The sequence below is a fragment of the Silicimonas lutimaris genome (genome assembly GCF_047314965.1).
GTDB lineage: Bacteria > Pseudomonadota > Alphaproteobacteria > Rhodobacterales > Rhodobacteraceae > JAVJUV01.
On the sequence record NZ_JBLBVK010000039.1, the window covers coordinates 1 to 19490 of the forward strand.

General features: G+C 58.2%; 13 protein-coding genes and 1 pseudogene. 4 read left to right on the forward strand and 10 right to left on the reverse strand.

Translation table 11 applies throughout. The annotated features are described in order from the left end of the window. Positions 1–541: pseudogene (locus ACKLNI_RS05130) on the reverse strand (mechanosensitive ion channel domain-containing protein); the annotation flags it as partial. A 558-nt stretch (positions 542–1099) separates the two neighbouring features. On the opposite strand from ACKLNI_RS05130, the gene ACKLNI_RS05135 reads away from it, so the two are divergent. Together ACKLNI_RS05135 and ACKLNI_RS05140 are read left to right on the forward strand one after the other, a co-directional pair. Beyond that, positions 1100–1312: a hypothetical protein gene (locus ACKLNI_RS05135; protein ID WP_413717972.1), complete on the forward strand. Its 213-nt coding sequence runs from the start codon at positions 1100–1102 to the stop codon at positions 1310–1312. A gap of 150 nt (positions 1313–1462) precedes the next feature. Beyond that, positions 1463–3064 carry an amidase gene (locus tag ACKLNI_RS05140; protein WP_413717973.1) on the forward strand — a complete coding sequence of 534 codons (1602 nt, stop codon included), beginning with the start codon at positions 1463–1465 and terminating at the stop codon, positions 3062–3064. Positions 3065–3648: 584 nt separating this feature from the next. On the opposite strand, the gene ACKLNI_RS05145 is transcribed toward ACKLNI_RS05140, so the two are convergent. The 9 genes from ACKLNI_RS05145 to ACKLNI_RS05185 form a co-directional block, all read right to left on the reverse strand. Next, positions 3649–4641: a C45 family autoproteolytic acyltransferase/hydrolase gene (locus tag ACKLNI_RS05145; RefSeq protein WP_413717975.1), complete on the reverse strand. Its 993-nt coding sequence runs from the start codon at positions 4639–4641 to the stop codon at positions 3649–3651. A gap of 86 nt (positions 4642–4727) precedes the next feature. Further along, positions 4728–6101: a mechanosensitive ion channel family protein gene (locus ACKLNI_RS05150; protein ID WP_413717976.1), complete on the reverse strand. Its 1374-nt coding sequence runs from the start codon at positions 6099–6101 to the stop codon at positions 4728–4730. Positions 6102–6176: 75 nt separating this feature from the next. Continuing rightward, positions 6177–7628: a biotin carboxylase gene (locus tag ACKLNI_RS05155; RefSeq protein WP_413717977.1), complete on the reverse strand. Its 1452-nt coding sequence runs from the start codon at positions 7626–7628 to the stop codon at positions 6177–6179. 11 nt (positions 7629–7639) lie between these two features. Next, on the reverse strand, positions 7640–10393 hold the full coding sequence (locus ACKLNI_RS05160) for an aminotransferase class I/II-fold pyridoxal phosphate-dependent enzyme (protein ID WP_413717978.1): 2754 nt from the start codon (positions 10391–10393) through the stop codon (positions 7640–7642). A gap of 50 nt (positions 10394–10443) precedes the next feature. Continuing rightward, positions 10444–11412, reverse strand: coding sequence for a carbon-nitrogen hydrolase family protein (locus ACKLNI_RS05165; RefSeq protein ID WP_413717979.1), 969 nt, complete (start codon positions 11410–11412; stop codon positions 10444–10446). A 37-nt stretch (positions 11413–11449) separates the two neighbouring features. Beyond that, positions 11450–11875 carry a universal stress protein gene (locus tag ACKLNI_RS05170; protein WP_413717980.1) on the reverse strand — a complete coding sequence of 142 codons (426 nt, stop codon included), beginning with the start codon at positions 11873–11875 and terminating at the stop codon, positions 11450–11452. A 3-nt stretch (positions 11876–11878) separates the two neighbouring features. After that, positions 11879–14650: a TRAP transporter permease gene (locus ACKLNI_RS05175; protein WP_413717981.1), complete on the reverse strand. Its 2772-nt coding sequence runs from the start codon at positions 14648–14650 to the stop codon at positions 11879–11881. Positions 14651–14758: 108 nt separating this feature from the next. After that, on the reverse strand, positions 14759–15721 hold the full coding sequence (locus ACKLNI_RS05180) for a TAXI family TRAP transporter solute-binding subunit (RefSeq protein WP_413717982.1): 963 nt from the start codon (positions 15719–15721) through the stop codon (positions 14759–14761). 93 nt (positions 15722–15814) lie between these two features. Continuing rightward, positions 15815–16384 carry a cupin domain-containing protein gene (locus tag ACKLNI_RS05185; protein ID WP_413717983.1) on the reverse strand — a complete coding sequence of 190 codons (570 nt, stop codon included), beginning with the start codon at positions 16382–16384 and terminating at the stop codon, positions 15815–15817. Positions 16385–16583: 199 nt separating this feature from the next. Between ACKLNI_RS05185 and gabT the strand changes: the two genes are divergently transcribed. Next, positions 16584–18023, forward strand: a complete 1440-nt coding sequence (gene gabT / locus ACKLNI_RS05190) for a 4-aminobutyrate--2-oxoglutarate transaminase (protein ID WP_413717984.1) — start codon at positions 16584–16586, stop codon at positions 18021–18023. A gap of 133 nt (positions 18024–18156) precedes the next feature. Further along, on the forward strand, positions 18157–19476 hold the full coding sequence (locus ACKLNI_RS05195; protein WP_413717985.1) for an aspartate aminotransferase family protein: 1320 nt from the start codon (positions 18157–18159) through the stop codon (positions 19474–19476). Positions 19477–19490: the final 14 nt, after the last annotated feature.

Below are 19490 nucleotides of genomic sequence, written 5' to 3' on the forward strand. Positions count from 1 at the left end.
ACACCAGAAACAGCGAAACCGTGCGGAAGAAACCCGCCCGCTCAGCGCTGCGGCCGAGACGAGAGTAAAAACGTTTGGCCAGCGTGCGCAGGACCAGGAAGACCGAAACCGTGATGACAATAATTAAGAGCAGTTCCGGCAGCGCTTTGAGAAGGACGCCAAGCTCATCGCCACGCAGGCCGGAGAACACGCTCTGGCCGCTGGAAAGATCCGTCGATATCCCAGTGAGCACGACCACGGCTTCCTCAGCGAATTCCTGCGTGACCAAACCAATGCGACGACCGAGTGAGATAACCTCTTCAACGGGTTCGCTCACGGTCGCAGTGGCGTTCTCCGCCGGTGCCGCGGCCGCCTCCAATTCTTCGATTAGCTTGGCACGCGCGGCGTCATCTTTCAAAATTCCAAGGAGAGTATTTATCCCGTCATCCGTCATCGCTGCATTTGACTCAGCCGGAGCGGGATCGGTGGATTGTGCATGAACAGGGGCGGTGCCGAGGCTCAAGCCTAGGAAGAGGATAGTAGCAGCGAAGGCCCAAATCATCCTAGTTTTTCTCAACCTATGAACCACCGCTTGCATGAGTTTGGCCCTCTTTGAAAAATTTCGTCGGTTGAGTTCCACGGCTCTATGCGAGGGCCTCGCCTTTTGCAAATCCTCGACCCAGATTACTGTTAACAAAGACTGCGGACAAACAAGAAGAGCTTCGGGTTGGCGGCTATGCCCGAATCTTTCACCGAGAAAGCAGAAGTAGAAATTTAGTGGATCGGAATCGACCCCTACGAGAGCCGATGGATGGCCGGTCTGGGGAGTTGCCATGCGTCGCCGAATACCCGTTGCCGCGTTATCGCACGTCAATTTTGGCTCTCTGCACCTGCATTCGCGTAGGTCAGCTCCGTCCCGCAAACTGGTCAAGCGACCTTTTCGGCTCTACGTCCGGTTCGTGCAAACGCAGCTATTCGCATTAGCGGCAGCTGATCAGATTGTTGGGATCATGGTTTCCGTCAATTTTTCACGAAAACTGTCTGATCCTGTCTTAGTACTGCCCCATCGCGCTGCGATAAAGGCAGCGTCGTAAATGTTAACCAGTGTAGTGAGTGTCCGATGCGTAAAATCGTTGCGCCGTCCTTTGCCCGCATGTCCCCCGTCATTCGATATGGCTACTTCATCCTCTCGAGCCTGACGCTACGGAGCTATTCCGCCTGGAAGCAGGACGGCGAACCCAATCCCTTCGTCCGCCCATGCTACGAGATGCTCAGAACCACGCGGTCAGAACTCGTGTCCCTGTTTCCGTCGCATCTGACCTCACAGGTTTGATGCCAGGGACTCCGCAAGGGCCAAAGTCTGGCATCACCTTGACTGTCGCGTCCGTGAAGAGGCCGCGGCCATCGCTGTTCTTCGCTAGGCGCCACGTTTGGGTTTGGTTCTTAGGTTGGCGCCACACTCAGGAATTGAGGAGACCCTGGAATGGCACAGAATAATACCCGCCCCCCGAAGGATACGATCCATCTCGGCGCGTCCGAACTGGCCGGCGCCATCAAGGCCGGCGATCTCTCCGCCGAAGAGGTCGTCGATGCCCAGATTAATCACATCGAGACCGTCAATCCCGCCCTCAACGCAGTTGTCATTCCGTTGTTCGACGAGGCCCGAGCGCAAGCCAAGCTTGCCGACGATGCACGTGCAAGGGGCGAGCCTCTCGGCGCGCTGCACGGCGTGCCCATGACCATCAAGGAGCAATACAAGGTCAGGGGTACTCAAGTCACGCTCGGCGCGACCAACAAGATCGGCAACGTCTACGAAGACGAGGGGCCGTTGGTCACAAGGCTCCGCGCTGAGGGTGCGATCATCTTGGGAAAAACCAACGTCGCGCAAACCCTTCTGGGCTACGAAAGCGACAACCGGGTCTATGGCCGAAGCAACAATCCTTGGGACCTGACGCGCTCGCCCGGGGGCAGCAGCGGCGGCGACGCGGCGATCATCGCGGCCGGTGGCGTGCCGCTCGCCCTGGCGAGCGATCTGGGCGGCAGCGTTCGAATTCCCCCGCTTTTCTGCGGCGTCCACGGCTTCAAGCCGACGATGGGGCGCTTCACGAACGATGACTTCCCGAACGAACTCCTTGGCTATGGGCAGGAAGCCATCCTGCCGCAGCCCGGTCCGATCGCCCGAACCGTTGTCGATCTCGCGCTGGCGCTAGAGGTGTTCGCCAAAACCTCGATGAACACCACCATCGACAACGTCCCGCCGGTCCCGTGGACCGACCCGGCGACCATCTCGGTCAAGGGTATGCGCATTGGCTATTACACGGACAACGGGCTATTCACTGCGTCTCCCGCACTGCGGCGCGCGGTCGAAGAGACCGCCGAAGCCCTACGCAAGCTGGGGGCCGAAACCGTGCCCGTCGACGCGCCGGACCCTTTCGAGGCAATGCGTATCTTCCTCGGTGTGATGTCCGCTGGCGGCGTTGGCCGCATGAAATCCCTGCTCGGCTCGGAAAAGCCGATCCCGCAAGTGGCCGATGCGGTCAATGGTATGGGAACGCCGCGCGCGGTCCTCGCCGTGCTTGCCCGGATCATGGCCGCGCGGGGACAGCACCTCAATTCCCGTGTCATAGGGTGCATGGGTGCCCTTAAGACGGCCGACTACTGGAAGCTGGTCGAGGCGCGCACGGATTTTCGTGTCGGTTTTCAACGTGCATTGGATGCGGCTGGGCTGGATGCTCTGCTCTGCCCACCTTGCGCCGTTCCTGCGATGACCCACGCCTCCAGCGAACACCTTTTCCCGGCGATAAGCTACGCCTTCACCTACAACGTTCTGGGCGCACCTGCCGGCGTGGTCTCAACGACCAGAGTGAGGCAGGGCGAGGAGAGCGACCGCAAGGTGGGCAAGGACATCGCCGATATTACGGCGCAGCAGGTCGAACGGGGAAGCGCGGGACTGCCGGTCGGCGTGCAGGTTGTAGCTCGACATTGGCAGGACCATGTCGCGCTCGCCGTGATGGCGGCGCTGGAAGCAGAGTTCCGCAAGACTGAGGAGTATCCATTTAGGCCGGAATTACCGGTGAACAGCTAGACAAACGGAACGGCAGATTTGTCCGCTTCTCAGACATAGCGCCCCATCAGTTCAAGGTCCGGTTCTCGCGGAAGCAGTCATTGAGGCGCCAAAGCAGACATTGCCTTGGAACTTGCTTGCCCTGAATGACCGATTAGCGCGATCAACCAGTCATCTGAGCATTCTTCTCGGATGTCTCAGAAGAGCCCGAAGCGGACATTTTCCCAATGGCGCAGCGTCGGCTACTAAGGGTGGAAAACAGACATTCGCTGCGAGTGCGAAACTCGGTTTGTGGGTAAGAGATACTTGACACTCACTTGAAGAATTACCGACCGAACGAAAGCGTCAAAGTGATGGCGTGGATTATGGACATTCGATACGAACAGTAGATTCTGAACGCGGCTGAGGATTCCCCTCCTGAGATAGCGTATCGGCATTCAGCCAAAGCAACGGCACTGAAAGACTTGCGCTGTCGGTCTACGAACCTGAGAGAAGAGGTGTAGAAAGTCAGATTACTGATCAGCATTTCCGACTTACCGCATGATTAACGGATTAGAAAAACATAGTTGCAGCATGCTTTTCGACGGCATCGAGTAAATGCGAAGTCAACTCGCGGCAATGTCACTTTGGTCTGGGAAGACTACTCGGACGGAGTCTTCCTTGAAGTCTTCAAATCCCTTGGACCAAATGCGGCCGGGCCAATGAATATCCACTGTTCCAACTTGTGGGCGGTAGGCTGCGGTGTATAGCGTTCCGAAACCAGCAGAGAACGCCGTTGAGTACAGCGGAGGTTTCAAAAAGGCAGCGATGAATCTTTCCTGCGTTTCGGGGTGAAGCGTCAGGCGCTGCAATAGATACCGCTCTCTTTCGACCGTGGCAGTGAACCTGGCATGGCTCGACCACTCCACCCGTTCCTGGTGGTTTGTCGCGACAGCGGAATGCGTCAACGCGGTCGGTCTATCGGGAGCGAGGAAGGCCGTGAGATAATTTCGATCTGCATCCAACACGGTCACATTGTAGCTCATATGCGAAGGAATGCGTTCAAGAGCCTGCCCAGCCTCTTCGGCCGTTGTACACGTCTGGAGAATGTATCGTAAGATCAGCGGCACGCCGAATCCGACGCCCACCGCTTGCCGGCCACCAAATGTGAGCGAGGCCGCCAGACCTTGGTCGTTCATACCATCCACCAGTCCGAACAAACCATCCGATGTTCCGATAACACCCCGTCCGTTCCAGTTGGTTTTTAGCAGTATGGCGTCAAATGCGTCCTTGTCGTAATCGTAATTGCGAACGAGGAGCGGTTTGTCTCCTGGCCAGATCGCCTGGCTGCATCCCGCCAGATATCGGGGCGGGCAATAGAAACTCAGGAACCGGGATTCAATATCTCCACCACCGACCAGCTCGCAGAGCTCGTCATAAAGATCGAGAATTTCCGGCATGTACTTTCGAATGGCATGCCGGGACTCAAGGTAGGTGCGCCTGCCCGAGACTCCCTCACGGCTCCACCATTTCGAATATGCCGGCCAGTACTTCGCAAACTGCCCCCCCCAACGCTGCCCGGGTGAATCCTCGGCGATAGATCGAAACTCTACAGTCATGAACCCTACATATCCTAAGCCTGCCCGCGCACAAGATCTTCGAATTGTCCGCCGGAGGAAACACGAGGGTACCTTTCAACGCGTCTCTATCGTTCGGACGCCCGCAGCTGATCCAGATTTGCACTGTCAGGACTAGAAACAGTACGCAACCGCACATCGTGGTGAGGGTAAGGTACCTCGATCCCATTGGCCTTGAACTTCTCCCAAATGCCGAGCATGACTGCACTTGCAACATTGGCAACGCCATTCTCGGGGTCGTTGATCCAGAACCGTAGTTCAAGATCAATGGAACTGTTGCCGAATGCTCTCATGAGACAATTTGGCGCCGGATCATGAAGGACCCGCGGTATTTCGAGCGCAGCCTCGATGCAGAGCTGTCTCGCAAGATCGATATCAGAGTCGTAAGAAACCCCTACAGGAATACGTCGCCTCGTCGGCTTGTCCGAATGCGTCCAATTGGTGACCGGACTTGCGATCAAGACCTCGTTCGGAATCAGCGTCTCGGTGCCATCTCTGGTTCTTACGGCAACGTAACGGGTCGTCATCTTTCGAACCTGGCCATAAGTGGGGCCATACGCTGTTTCGATTTCTATGACATCTCCCGGCTTGATCGATTCATCAGCCAGTAGCGTGTAACTCGCCAACAGGTTTTCTACAGTTCTTCGCAACCCAAGACCGACACCGATACCCAGAGCGCCCGAGAAGATCGCAAATGCTGTAAGATCGACTCCGATTGCCGAGAGGGCAATGACCACAGCCAGAATCAAGAGCGCCATCCGGAGCAACCGGACAACCAATAGCCTTAGGGCAGAGCTCATCTTGTCGACGCGTTGTAGCCTACGCTCGACGATTCCGGAGACCGCGTTTCCGCCCCAAATCAAGATGGCGGTAAGGATAACGCCTTTGACAAATGCCCAGGCTGTAATGCTGATGGGGCCGACGGTTAAGCCGGTCGCCCGCAGCCATTCAATGACAACATCCAACAGGCCCACGGAGTTCAACGCAGCGGCTGTCCAGGCGCTCCATGAAAAAACCTGGCTCCAATAGGCGGAAGGAATAAATATCGAGACCGTTCGGATAACGACGAACGCCAGCAACAAGCTGATCACGAGTCGCAAGAACGGAATCGGCAGTTCAAAGGCTTCAAATACCGATCTTGAAATACCTAGGAGCACCACCCACACAACCGGCATCGCGATCGCGGCAACCGTGCGAATTAGCCGTCGGACTGCGGGGCCAAGAGTATGTTGCTGGTTCAGCCTTTCGAGAAGGCGTTGAAAGCGCCTCCGGAGCGCAACTGCCAGAAAAAGGCCGCCGGCAATAAACGCAAACTGATAAAGCGTTTCAAAAACCAGTACGTGTTCACGAAGCCATTCGATTGCGAAGACCAAATAGTCGGTCGCTGCCGACGCGACTTCTTCGACCTCTTTCTCAATTATTGTTGGCTCTTCTTGTTCCATCTCTCAGTTTTGCCGCAACTGGCGAGGTACGCAAACCGCAGGCTTGCGTACGCCAACGTGACTTCCCGCGAATGATCACATTATCTTGAAAGCTGGATCCTCGAAAGCTTGGGCGGACGGCAACGGTCGCGCGGAATATGCGTTCTTTATGCCCTTGATCCATTTCTTGGATTTTTCGGTCAACGCGAAGCCTTTGGTCATGGAGCGTCCACGCGTCACCAGAATTCCAAGATCTGCGCCTTCGTAGCGGTAGTCGCCTGCGTTGGAAATGCGCAGGAAAAAGGCTTCATCCTCGCTTTCAACGGCACGGCGGTGATAATCGAACCGATCAAGAACCACCCGCCCGTCCGGCAGCATTTTGTAGATCCCCGATTCGGGCGCATGCGTGATGATGTCGACGCTATCTTCGGTGTGCTTGATCACCATCTGCGACCAGCTGTCAATCATGTCGGGGTCAGCCCACCGCGCGTTCAGTTCCTCTACGTCCAGATTGAAGGGTTTTTTCGAGAACTCGAGCAGGTGGAACAGGAAAAGCGGTGCGTCCGCGTGGGCGAAAGCGGCGTGGTTCGTCATGGATGATGCGCCGGTAATGCGCGGATTAAGCTCACCCAGCCAGATATCGCCGGTCTTCTTGTCGATCAGGAAGTCCAGCTCGAAATATCCACGATACCCTTCTTTCCGCAGTTGTTCGCCGAACTTGAATGTCAATTCACGCGCCTTCTGCCGCGTCTTTGGCGGAAAGGCGGTCGAGAAGATCTCGTTCCCGCACCAGCCGCCTCTGTAGGGTGTAAGTTCCTTGAACCCGACAAGTTCGGTCATCAGCGGGCCAACGATCGTACCCTCGCTCGTGGCACACGCCTCGATCGCCGATCCACGGCAATCGATCCGCTTCATGATCTTGATCTCGCCCTCGCCGATGATCTCGTGCTCGTGCTTTCGGAAATCTGCCTCGGACTTAATGAAGAACGTGGTGTGACCGCTATCGCCGAAGGCCGATTGCAGCACCAGATCGTGTCCGATCCCGGCCTTTTTGCAGACTTCGCGCAGCTGTTCGTAGCTTGTGACCTCGCTCAGCACGTTGGGCACCGACGGCACGCCGGCCTTGTTGCCGACGCGGACGGTTTCGATCTTGTTGTCCATCGACTGGCGCAGCTTGGCCTTTGGGAACCAGACTTCGCCACCCAGTTCCTTCACAAGCTTCTCGGTCTTTTCGTCAAACATCAGGAAGACGAATTTTGGCTTTCCGCCCCGCGACTTGACGTAATCGATCACCTCTTTGTGCTGCAGCAGATAGTTGTTGATGTCCTCGATCGACTGAAACTCATCATGCGGCAGTTCTGAGGGGCACAGCACGTTGGGATGTCGGCCGTCGAAACAATCCATGTAGCAAATATACTTGAAGTTCTTCACCCACTCATCAAGTCCGAGCAAATTGAAATTGGTCGCAGAGACGAAGTAGATCGGGTCCTGATTTGTGTGAAAGAAACGCCGGATCTCGGAGATGTTCCTCAGGGTTTTCTTGGGCATGGTCGTCCTCTCTACTTCTTTCTCTTTGATTGTTTCTTAAGGGCGGCTTCGGTGAAGACCCGCAAGCCAAGATCCGGCCGAAAGCCGTGGATCTCACTCACATCCAACGCGCGCATGAATGATAGGATCTCCGGGCTGATGACTTGCCCCGGCACAAGGATGGGAAACCCTGGCGGGTAAGGAATGATGAAGGAGGCCGAAACCATCTCCTCACCCGCTTCGAGCCGAGCCATCAACGCTTCATCGAGATCGAAATAGTCGCAATTGTCCTCGTTGTAGGCGAGGAAGAACGCCGAGCGAATGTCACCTTCCGGCGTTTCAACTCCTGTTCGGAACGCGTCGTGAAAACGACTGAAGTCGGGAAGCGGCGGAACGTGCTCGACCAATGCCGCGACGCGCTTTTCGAATGACCGCCGTTCCATTTTGGACGCATCATCGAGCAGATCATCCAGTTCATTGGCCACCTCAACCAAGACCTCGATCAAATAGGCGACGGACGATCGTGTCGTCCCGATATTGGTCATGAACAGAACCGAGTTGCGAGACGTCTTGTTGATCTGGATCCCGTATTTATCCATCAGGATCTTTGTCTTGAACGTATCGCCGTCCCATCCTGTGCCACCCACGGCAAGCGTCACGCGGGTCGGGTCCAGAACGAATTCGTCCTGCGCCCAGATCTGCCATTTGTCCGACCAGCCTTCGTGCTCGTCGTAATAGGCCTGAATTCCGCTTTCACGGTATTCGTCGGGGATCATGTCGGACGGGGTCAGGACCTTGAAATACTTCCGCAGCAATGGATGGGTCTGAACCGCCCGGCGGATTGCCATGGCGCTTTCTACCTGCCGCTGTACGAATTCGAAGCCTTCCAGCTCGACCTGGCGTCTGCCAACATCCAAAGACGCGATGATCTGATAGTTCGGCGACGTGGACGTGTGCGTCATGTAGGCTTCGTGAAAGGCCTGCTCGACCTCGCCTTTGAAGTCCATGTCGTTGACATGAATCATCGAACCTTGCCGCAAGGACGTAAGCGTTTTGTGTGTGGACTGCGTCGCATATACGCGCACACGCGCGTCAGGGGGCGGAATAAGCCTCGTACTCAACCACTTGTCTTCATCAGCATTCTCGAGGTCCTTTTGTTGCGCTTCGTACGCCGCCTTGTGGGCGTTGCTTCGAAGGCGCTCGCGCATGCCGTTCGCGACGGACATCGCTGTTCTCTGCCTATAAGTCGGACTGAAGCGTGCAAAGGCAAACCACGCCTCATCCCACAGGAAAATGAGATCCTTCTTGATGGCTAGGCATTCTTCCATCACGCGTTCGACGTTGTAGACGAGCCCATCGAAGGTGCAGTTGGTCAAAAGCACCATCCGCACCTTGTCGAGTTTTCCCACGGCCTTCAGCTCGAGAAGCTTGTGCTTGATTTCCCGTATCGGAACGGCGCCGTACATGGAGTACTCGTGCAGCGGATAGCTATCCATGTAGACCACATTCGCCCCCGCCAGCACCATGCCGTAGTGGTGCGACTTGTGGCAGTCGCGATCGACCAAGACAATGTCGCCGGGTCGAACCAGCGCCTGCACGACAATCTTGTTGCAGGTCGAAGTCCCATTGGTGGCAAAGAAGGTTTGCTTGGCGCCAAAGGCGCGTGCGGCCATATCCTGCGCTTCCCTGATCGGACCGCGTGGCTCGAGCAAACTGTCGAGACCGCCCGATGTGGCCGAGGTTTCTGCGAGAAAGATGTTCGGCCCGTAAAATGCGCCCATGTCCTGGATCCAGTGCGAGCGACTGATCGACTTGCCGCGACTGATCGGCATAGCGTGGAAAACACCGGTCGGCTGTTTTGAATACTCCTTCAGTGCCGTGAAGAACGGTGTCTTGTACCGTCGATTGACACCCCGAAGAATGTTCAGATGCAGTTCCAAAAAGTCTTCCTGATTGTAGAAGACGCGCCGGCAACGCCCCAGATCGAGACCGGCGATGTCTTCCGCCGACCGATCCGTGATCAGGTACGCATCGAGTTCGGGCCGTACTTTTGCAATGAGGCGACAGGCCTCGGGACCGTACTCATAGGGTTGCAGCCCATCGACGTCTTCGTCCTGGTTCAGGCGGTGCAGGTACTGCTCGATTATCGGCAAGACATTTCTTGACTTCAGGACCAGCCCCGGCCGAACGATGACGGCTTGTACGTTATAGTTGAACAGTATGCCCATTAACGCGTCTTCTAGGCTCGGGACGACGACGGGTTCGTAAATGAAGGGATCTTCAGGCCGTCTCATACGGTGCAGGTTGCTCCGCAAGAACCGCTCTTGGTGCTCATTGACGTTGTCAACAATCAGAACCTCGAAATAGGGACGACCCAGTGCCCGGTCTTCCGGTGCCAACGCGCTTTCGTCTTCGTAGTCTTCGTTGTCGGCTTCTTCGCCACCTATCGGTATCGTGCGCCGACGATAGGCACCTGAAGTCAGTGCTCGGGCGATACGCCGCACAGAAATGGACAGATCTTCGATATTGCGCTGTTCAAACAGTCTCTGAAGATGCTCAAATGACCTGATACCCGGGAAGGCCCAATAAAGCTCAATCGGAGCAAGGGCCTCGAACAAGGCCTCGGCAGTTTTGAGCAGTTTGCCGCCTTGCCGCCCTTCGACACCATGAAGGAGCATGGACTCTGCAGTTTCCCGCAGCGCACTCCATCGATCCGCGCGAAGCTGCGTCGCGCTGAAGTAGTCACTGACCGATGGCAGTTTGGTGCCGTGCTGCTGTACGTTCATGTCTTCCTCCCTTGCCTGCTCGCTCAACGAAACCTTGTCGATGCCAGGGGCTAGTCTGTACCCGTCTTGCCCTTGAACATTGAAATCGCCGGCCCAGCGTTTCTTGCCTTTTCATCGAGGCCAAGCGCCGTTCTAGGATCCCTCACACCAACACCGGCACGCGAGCCCTTCGTGGGGACTTCCAGAGGTCCGAGTGTGTCCAGGTAACTTCCCGCACCCGACATACGATCATAAATGGGGAAATCTGCTTCCCGATCGCGGAAGCTCTTGAGCACCTGGCCCAACCCCTTGATCCCCGTTTCGCGCTGGCGACGCACCATGTCGAGGTCGATCTCAATCGGAAAAATGTCTTCTTGTCCCGCGGACTGGTGAAGAACGGTTGCGGCCGGATCGACAACCAGCGATCGGCCGACACCGCCTGCTGCCAACCCGTTGACATCGAAGACATAGCATTGGAATTGGGCCGCCGTGGCCCGTGCGATGGCTATCTCGGCATCGCGGTCCGTGGTGCCGGTCAAGACCGGGTGCAACAACACTTCTACGCCCTGGCTGGTCAGTTGCCGCGTGGTTTCCGGAAACCAGATATCATAGCAGATTGACAGTCCGAACCGCCCCACATCCGGGACATCAAACACGCAAAAATCGGTGCCCGAGGCAATTCCGCTCTCGTAGGGTTTGAACGGGAACATCTTCGAGTATTTCGCAACGATCTCGCCGGCTGGATTGATGACAACGGATGTGTTGTAGATTTTGCCATCTTCGCGCTTTTCGAACATGGAACCGGGGATCAACCAGATTCCATACCTGTGGGCATCTTCCTGAAATTGAGCGAGCACATCATTCGGGAACGGCTGAGCAAATTGGTCCAGCGGTCCATAGGGCGCCAATTCCGAAAAGAGCGCCATCTGGGTCCAGGGGAAGCGCGCCATGAGAATTTCGAGACGGTGACGCATGGCCTCCACATTAGAATGCAGTGCAGAAACATGCATTTGGATGCCAGCGATTGCGAAGGGTGTCATTTATTCAACTGCTCACAGTGTTTGACGTGAAACGCTCCTATCGGAGCGTCAGAACCGGAATCGGGGAATGGCGCACAACTTTGTCGGCATTCGAGCCAACGAGAAGAGTCTGGAAGTCATTCGGCGGATGCGATGCCATGACGATCAGATCGGCGCCGATTTGCTCGGCAATTCGGAGGATGGTCTCAGGTACGTGGCCATGTCCGACGTGGGTTTCGAACTTGTCGGACGAAGAAAGCTCGCTGGCCGCCAGTTCCTCGAGTTTCGCCTTGAGGTTTTCCATCGCTGTTTGTTCGAAGTTCTCCGGCAGATACGAAGAGATCATTGCGCTGCCAAGGTCGTGCACAATGCCAAGGAGGTGAATTTCTCCACCCTCGCCGGCACACCGCTTCGCTGCAGGAAGTGCATTCGCCCAACTCTCTGGATGGTTGATATCGACGGGAAGCAGAATTTTGTCAAACATGGCTCATACTCCTTCTTGGGCAGTGCCTGCTGCGACGCGAGACCGACCGCGCTGAAGCATGACAACAAAGCCGAGAACAATCAGGGCCGGAATGAACATCCAGTATTTGGATGGTTGTGAAACGGGTTTTCTGACCTGCTCAACTTTCTGATCCCAGTCAAATCCGGCTTCCGCCGCCGGGCTTCCAAAGGCCACGTTGTCAACGATCACTTCTTCACCGCTGACGACATATTCGAGGCCGGACGCAAAGAGACGGTCTTGCCCCGTTTCACCCTCTCCAACGGGCAGCAGCGCCGTGAACGTTACCGGATCCCCAACCGCGTTCAATCCGCTGACAGTCAGCCGCAGGGTTTCTCCAACAGGCACGTCCATCGCGGCCTGCTCAATCGCCGCAGGCGGGACATTTTCGAAGGGCGGTGAGACCATATCCATCCAGAAGCCTGGTCTGAACAACGTGAAGGCCACAAGAAGCAGCGCAATCGTCTCATAGAACCGGTTTCTTGCGAGAAACCAGCCTTGCGTCGCGGCAGCGAACAAGAGCATCGCGATGGTTGCCGTCAAGAAGACGAAAACCCCCTGCGCCCATCCAACGTCTATGAGGAGCAAGTCGGTGTTGAAGATGAACAGGAACGGCAACGCCGCAGTACGAAGCGAGTAGAAGAAGGCCACAACACCGGTTCTGATCGGATCACCGCCAGAAACAGCAGCCGCGGCAAAAGAAGCCAGTCCCACCGGCGGTGTGACGTCTGCCATGATGCCGAAGTAGAAGACGAAGAGGTGCACGGCGATCAGCGGCACGATCAGCCCGTTCTGCTGGCCGAGTGTGACGATAACAGGCGCAAGCAACGCCGAGACCACGATGTAGTTCGCGGTCGTCGGCAAGCCCATACCAAGTATCAGCGACAGGATGGCGGTCAGCACCAGGATCGCCAGAATGTTGCCACCCGACAGAACCTCGACCACATCGGCCAAAGCGGAACCGACGCCGGTCTGGCTAACCGCACCGACGATGATACCCGCCGTCGCGGTCGCGATTCCGATGCCAATCATGTTGCGGGCACCGGCTTCAAGCCCCTCCAGCAGTTCCCGGAACCCGTTCCTGATGGCTCCTCCCACATTTCCTTCGCCCCGGAAGATCGCTTCCAGAGGGCGCTGCGTGACAAGGATGAACGTCATGAAGGCCGCGGCCCAGAAGGCCGACAGACCCGGTGATTTCCGGTCCACCATCAATGCCCATACCAGCACAACGACGGGCAACAGGAAATGCAGACCGGCACGGATGGTCGGCCCCGGCGGCGGCAGTGCCTTCACCGGCGCGTTGGGGTCCTCCATCTTCAGCCGCGGCTGTTTGGACGAGACATACAGCAGTCCGACGTAAACCGCCGTCAGCCCTGCGAACACGATCCAGGGCGCAGCGGCCCCGAAGGCGGGCCGGATCCAACTCATCGTGTAGTAGACACCGAAGGACAGCGCGCAGATCACGGCAATGGTGAAGGCAAGGCTGATGAGCCAGGCCACCCAAGGCTTCGGCTCCACCGCACGCGGCAGACCCTGCATGTTCGCCTTCATCGCTTCCAGATGCACGATATAGACCAGCGCGATATAGGAGATCACCGCCGGCAGGAAGGCGTGTTTGACCACGTCGAAATAGGGAATGCCGACGTATTCGACCATCAGGAAGGCGGCGGCGCCCATCACGGGCGGCATGATCTGGCCGTTGACCGACGAGGCCACCTCGACCGCGCCCGCCTTTTCCGACGAGAAGCCGACGCGCTTCATCAGCGGGATCGTGAATGTGCCCGTCGTCACAACGTTGGCGATGGACGAGCCCGAGATCAGGCCGGTCATGGCCGAGGACACGACAGCCGCCTTGGCCGGACCGCCGCGCATATGGCCCATCAGGCTGAACGCGACCTGGATGAAGTAGTTGCCCGCTCCGGCCTTATCGAGAAGCGAACCGAACAGCACGAACAGGAACACGAAGGAGGTCGAGACGCCCAGCGCGATGCCGAAAACGCCCTCGGTCGTGATCCACTGGTGGTTGGCCACGACGCCAAGCGACTTGGAGCTATGAGCGATGATGCCGGGCATGTAGGGGCCAAGGAACGTGTACGCCAGGAATACCGACGCCACGATGGTCAGCGCCGGACCCAGCGCCCGCCGCGTTGCCTCGAGCAGGATCATCAGACCGACGACGCTGATCACGAGGTCCTGCGTGATCGGTGCACCCACGCGACTGGCGATGCCGTCATAGGCGAAATATATGTAAAGCGATGTAATCGAACCGATGATCGCGAGCGCCCATTCCCAGGGGGGCACCCAGTCCTTGGGCGACCCGAGTAGGATCGCGGCGACGAGTAACGCGGCCGCCACAAGGATCCACCAACCCTGCGCTATGCCGCCAATACCCGTGACGAACAGGAATGCCAGCAGGATCGGGATGCCGATGCCCAGCGCCAGCTGGAACGGCGTCCGTGCCGCCGGGTAGGCGGCGAAGGCCAGGAACAGAGCGAAAGCCAGATGGAAGGACCGCGCCTCGGTGTCGTTGAAGACGCCGAACCCCAGCATGAAGGGCAGCGGCGACGCGATCCAGAGCTGGAACAGGGACCAGACAATGGCGACGGCGGTGATGAACTTTGCAACGGGAAGCGATGGACTGCGCCCCCCGGTATCGGAGGATGCGACAAGTTCGTCCAGTTCCGACTGGCTGAGCCCACCTTTTCCTGCGGCCTCGTTTTCCACTCGCGCAGCCTGAAACTGGTCCTTGTCGGTCATCGCATGTCCCCCCTTGTCCCTATTGCCTACCGGCAGATTTTTTTCTGGATCGGCTGTCTCGGGGACGGCCCCGCATGGCGGGACCGTCCGGTGGTCTAGTGGTCGCGGTTACTGAATCCAGCCGCGCTCTCTGTAGTACTTCTCGGCGCCCGGATGCAGAGGTGCGCTCAGCCCGCCCGAGATCATTTCCTCTTCGGTCAGGTTGGCAAACGCCGGATGCAGACCCTTGAAGCGGTCGAAATTGTCGAACACCGCCTTGACGACCGTGTAGACAACGTCATCGGGCACGCTGGCCTTGGTCACGAAGGTCGCCTTCACGCCGAAGGTCTGGACGTCTTCGTCATTGCCCTTGTACATCCCGCCCGGAATCGTGGCGTGGGCATAGTACGGATTCTCGGCGACCAGCTTGTCGATGGCTTCGCCAACGACCGGGATAAGCTTGGCGTCGGTCGTCGTCGTGGCTTCCTGGATCGAACCGTTCGGATGACCCGCGGTGAAGACGATCGCATCAACCTTGTTATCGCCGAGAGCGGCGGACTGCTCGGCCGACTTGAGCTCGGAGGCGAGCGAGAAGTCGTCGATGCTCTTGCCCATGGCCGCCAGCACGACTTCCATCGTTCCGCGCTGACCCGAGCCCGGGTTGCCAACGTTCACGCGCTTTCCAAAAAGGCTGTCAAAATCGGTCGCGCCACTGTCCGTACGGGCTACGACCGTGAACGGCTCGCCGTGGACCGAAAACACGGCACGGAGGTCTTCCACCCTCTTGCCTTCGAACTCGGACGTGCCATTGTAGGCATGGTACTGCCAGTCAGACTGGGCCACGCCCATGTCCATGTCACCCGCAGCGATGGCGTTGATATTTGCGATAGAACCGCCGGTCGAGGGTGCAGTGCACTTCAAGTTGTGTTCGGCCGTGCCACGGTTCACCAGCCGGCAAATCGACTGACCCACGACAAAATACACGCCTGTCTGTCCGCCGGTACCGATGGTGATGAAACGCTCTTGCGCCGTCGCCGAGTGGCCGGCCAGAACCGCAGCCGAAAGCAACGCGCTTAGTTTCAGATATCTCATGGCAGTCTCCCATTGTATATTCAACATAGTTGCGACCTTTGCAGTCGCTTCGTGGTTCAGAAGCTTAAGGCCCCTGAAATCGTTTTACAAATCTCAGAATGTCGGCGGGGTGCAGGCGCTGATCAGCACGCACTCCTTGTTCCCGATGTTCCGAAACCTGTGCGGCAGACGACTATCGAACAAATAGCCCTCGCCTGGATTCAAGACCCTTACCTGATCGTCGACGGTTATCTCGATGACCCCGGACACCACAACCCCCGCCTCTTCTCCTTCGTGGCTGAGCATTTCCGGCCCCGTATCCGTGCCAGGAGGATAGTGCTCGTACAGCATCTGCAGACTATGCTCAGAGGCATTGCCCAGTTGGCGCAAGGACAGCCGCGCGGCCGACTTGCCAAGACCGATGTCTTGCGGCGACAGTTCGAAGAATTCGTTTTCGGCGTAAAAGTACTTCCGCGGACCGGTGTTTTCGACCTCGGCGAAGAATTCGGACATGGTCATGGGGATGGCGTCGAGCAACGCCTTCAGGGATGAGACCGACGGGCTGCTCTTGTTCTGCTCGATCAGTGAGATCGCGCCACTGGTCAGGCCGGCGCGTGCTGCAAGGTCGCGCTGCGAGAGCTTTCGCGATTCCCTCACCGACCGCAATCTTCCGCCGATATCCATCGCCGCTCCAAAGTTTTCTAGCTTCCGATTGATATTTTAATCACCTCGTTCTCGCCTCAGTCAACGCATTTCCAACTGAAAAGCACGCCCGTTGACGGGACCGATGATAGCATTCTTAGCGTCAAAGCCCCATCTTGACAAGTATTCTAATCGGTGTATGAGAATTTTCATCATTCCACCCTCGTCCTTGGAGATCCAGATGACCAGGAAAGCACCCGCCGGACAGAAGCGCGCAAAGGCCGCTGCGTCGACGACGACCACAGAAAAGAAATCAAAAAAGGAAGCCCAGGCGACCGCAGCGCCAACCGCGGCAAGGGACGTACCGCCGACCGGTTCGAACGCGGCGCTACTCGCGCGTCGTGAGGCGGCTGTCCCGCGCGGTGTTGCTTCGGCAGCGCCCATCTTTGCGGCGAAGGCAGAGAACGCCGAGCTTTGGGATGTCGAAGGCAACCGTTTCATTGATTTCGCGGGCGGCATCGCGGTTCTGAACACCGGCCACCGCCACCCGTCCGTTATCGCCGCCGCCAAGGCCCAGGAAGACCTTTACACCCACACCTCGTTCCAGGTTGTGCCCTACGAGCCCTATGTCGCGCTGGCTGAAAAGTTGATCGCGCTGGCTCCCGGCGATTTCGCCAAGAAGACGCTTTTGGTCACGACTGGTGCAGAGGCGGTGGAAAATGCCGTCAAGATAGCCCGAGCCCACACCGGCCGCCCCGGCATCATTGCCTTCACCGGCGGCTATCATGGCCGCACCCTGATGACGCTGGGCCTAACCGGCAAGGTCACGCCCTACAAGAAGGACGTGGGCCCATTCCCGGCTGACATCTTCCGCGCGCCCTTCCCAGATGCGCGTAACGGCATCACCGTGCAGGATGCGCTGAACGCGCTCGAGACATTGTTCCTCACAGATGCCGACCCGTCGCGCGTCGCCGCGATCATCCTTGAGCCGGTGCTTGGCGAAGGCGGTTACCACCCTGTACCCGCCGAGATGTGGCAGGCGCTGCGCGCGATCTGCGACAAGCACGGCATCCTTCTGATCTCGGACGAGATCCAGGCAGGCTTTGGCCGCACCGGCGCCTGGTTTGCCATCGAGCATTCCGGCGTAGTGCCGGACCTGATCACCGTGGCGAAGTCGATGGCGGGTGGCTACCCGATCGCCGGGGTCATCGGTCGTGCAGATGTCATGGACGCCCTCGCACCGGGCGGCCTTGGCGGCACCTACGGCGGCAACCCTGTGGCATGTGCTGCCGCTTTGGCAGCAATCGAAGCGATCGAAAGCGAAGGCCTGCTGGCCCGGTCGGCAGCGCTTGGCGAGACCTTCCGCGCGCGCTTTGCCGAGTTCGGCTCACGCACGGCGCCCTATCGAATGTGGGACATACGGGGTCTGGGTGCCATGCTGGCCGTTGAATTCGTCACCGATTTCGAGACCGCCAAGCCGGACGCCGCCTTTACTAAGTCGGTCATCGCACATGCCCTCAAGCGCGGTCTGATCCTTCTGGCGTGCGGAATGCACGGCAATGCCGTGCGCATCATGGTTCCGCTGACCGCCGCGGATGCCATCATCGAGGAAGGTCTCGCCATCTTTGAAGCGGCCCTCGCCGATGCGGTCGCCGCGGAAGTCCGGATCGCGGCCGAATGATACGGTAGCCGGGGTGCCAAATGTGGCGCCCCGGCCACGCGCACCCCGGGAGGGTTGCGTCCAGGTGCACTTCGGGCACTCTTGTCTGGGAGATCACCCAAGAAGAATTCACTGCCGGATGGAGGTTGCCCCCATGTCACATATCTTTGCGCGCCATTGTCACTCTGTGCCGCCGACTGCCGTTGGCGGCGAAGGCTGTTACCTGATCGACAGCACGGGAAAGCGGTATCTTGACGGGTCGGGCGGAGCTGCGGTCAGCTGCCTAGGCCATGGCGATAGCGCTGTTACCGAAGCAATCAAGGCGCAGTTGGACAAGCTCGCTTTCGCCCATACCGGCTTCTTGTCGTCCGAACCCGCGGAAGCACTTGCCGACCTTCTGATTGAGCACGCTCCGGGCGACCTGGATCGCGTATATCTTGTGTCGGGCGGGTCGGAGGCGACCGAAGCAGCGATAAAACTTGCGCGCCAGTACTGGGTGGAAAAGGGCGAACCGCAACGCAGCCGTCTCATCGCTCGCAAGCAAAGTTATCACGGGAATACCATCGGCGCACTGAGCGCGGGAGGCAATGAATGGCGCCGTCAGCAGTTCGGCCCCTTGCTTCTCGAGGTCAGCCATATCGACCCGTGCTATGAATACCGGTACCGGCGCGACGATGAGAGTCCCGAGGCGTATGGCCTACGCGCGGCTCAGGCCCTGGAGGACGAAATCCTGCGTCTTGGGCCGGAGACAGTTATGGCCTTCATGGCCGAACCGGTCGTTGGCGCAACCGCGGGAGCTTTGCCGCCTGCTCCGGGATACTTCAAACGCATCCGCGAGATCTGCGACAAGTATGGCGTTCTGCTGATCCTTGACGAGGTGATGTGCGGTATGGGCCGCACCGGCAGCCTGTTTGCCTGTGAGCAGGACGGGATCGCGCCGGATATTGCCTGTATCGCCAAGGGCCTTGGCGCGGGATACCAGCCCATCGGCGCGATGCTCTGCACTTCTGACATCTACGATGCGATTGCAAACGGCTCTGGGTTCTTCCAGCACGGGCACACCTATATCGGCCATCCAACAGCCGCCGCCGCCGGTTTGGCCGTGGTCAATGCCATCATCGACCGGGGTCTGATTTCACGGGTCAACCAGCAGGGCCGCACGCTCATGCAGGCGCTCGAACACAGGTTCGGCCAGCACCAGAATGTCGGCGACATCCGGGGCCGCGGGCTGTTTCGCGGGATCGAGCTTGTCAGGGATCGGAACACCAAGGATCCGTTCGATCCCTCGCTGGGCGTGGCCGCAAAGATCAAGAAGGCCGCCTTCGCCGAGGGACTGATCTGCTATCCGATGTCGGGCACCATCGATGGCCGCCGAGGAGATCACATCCTTCTCGCTCCGCCGTTCATTATCGAAGACGACCAGATCGACGAACTGACGGACAAGCTGGAGCGCGCGATCAATACCGTAATCTGAAAGTGATGGGGGGC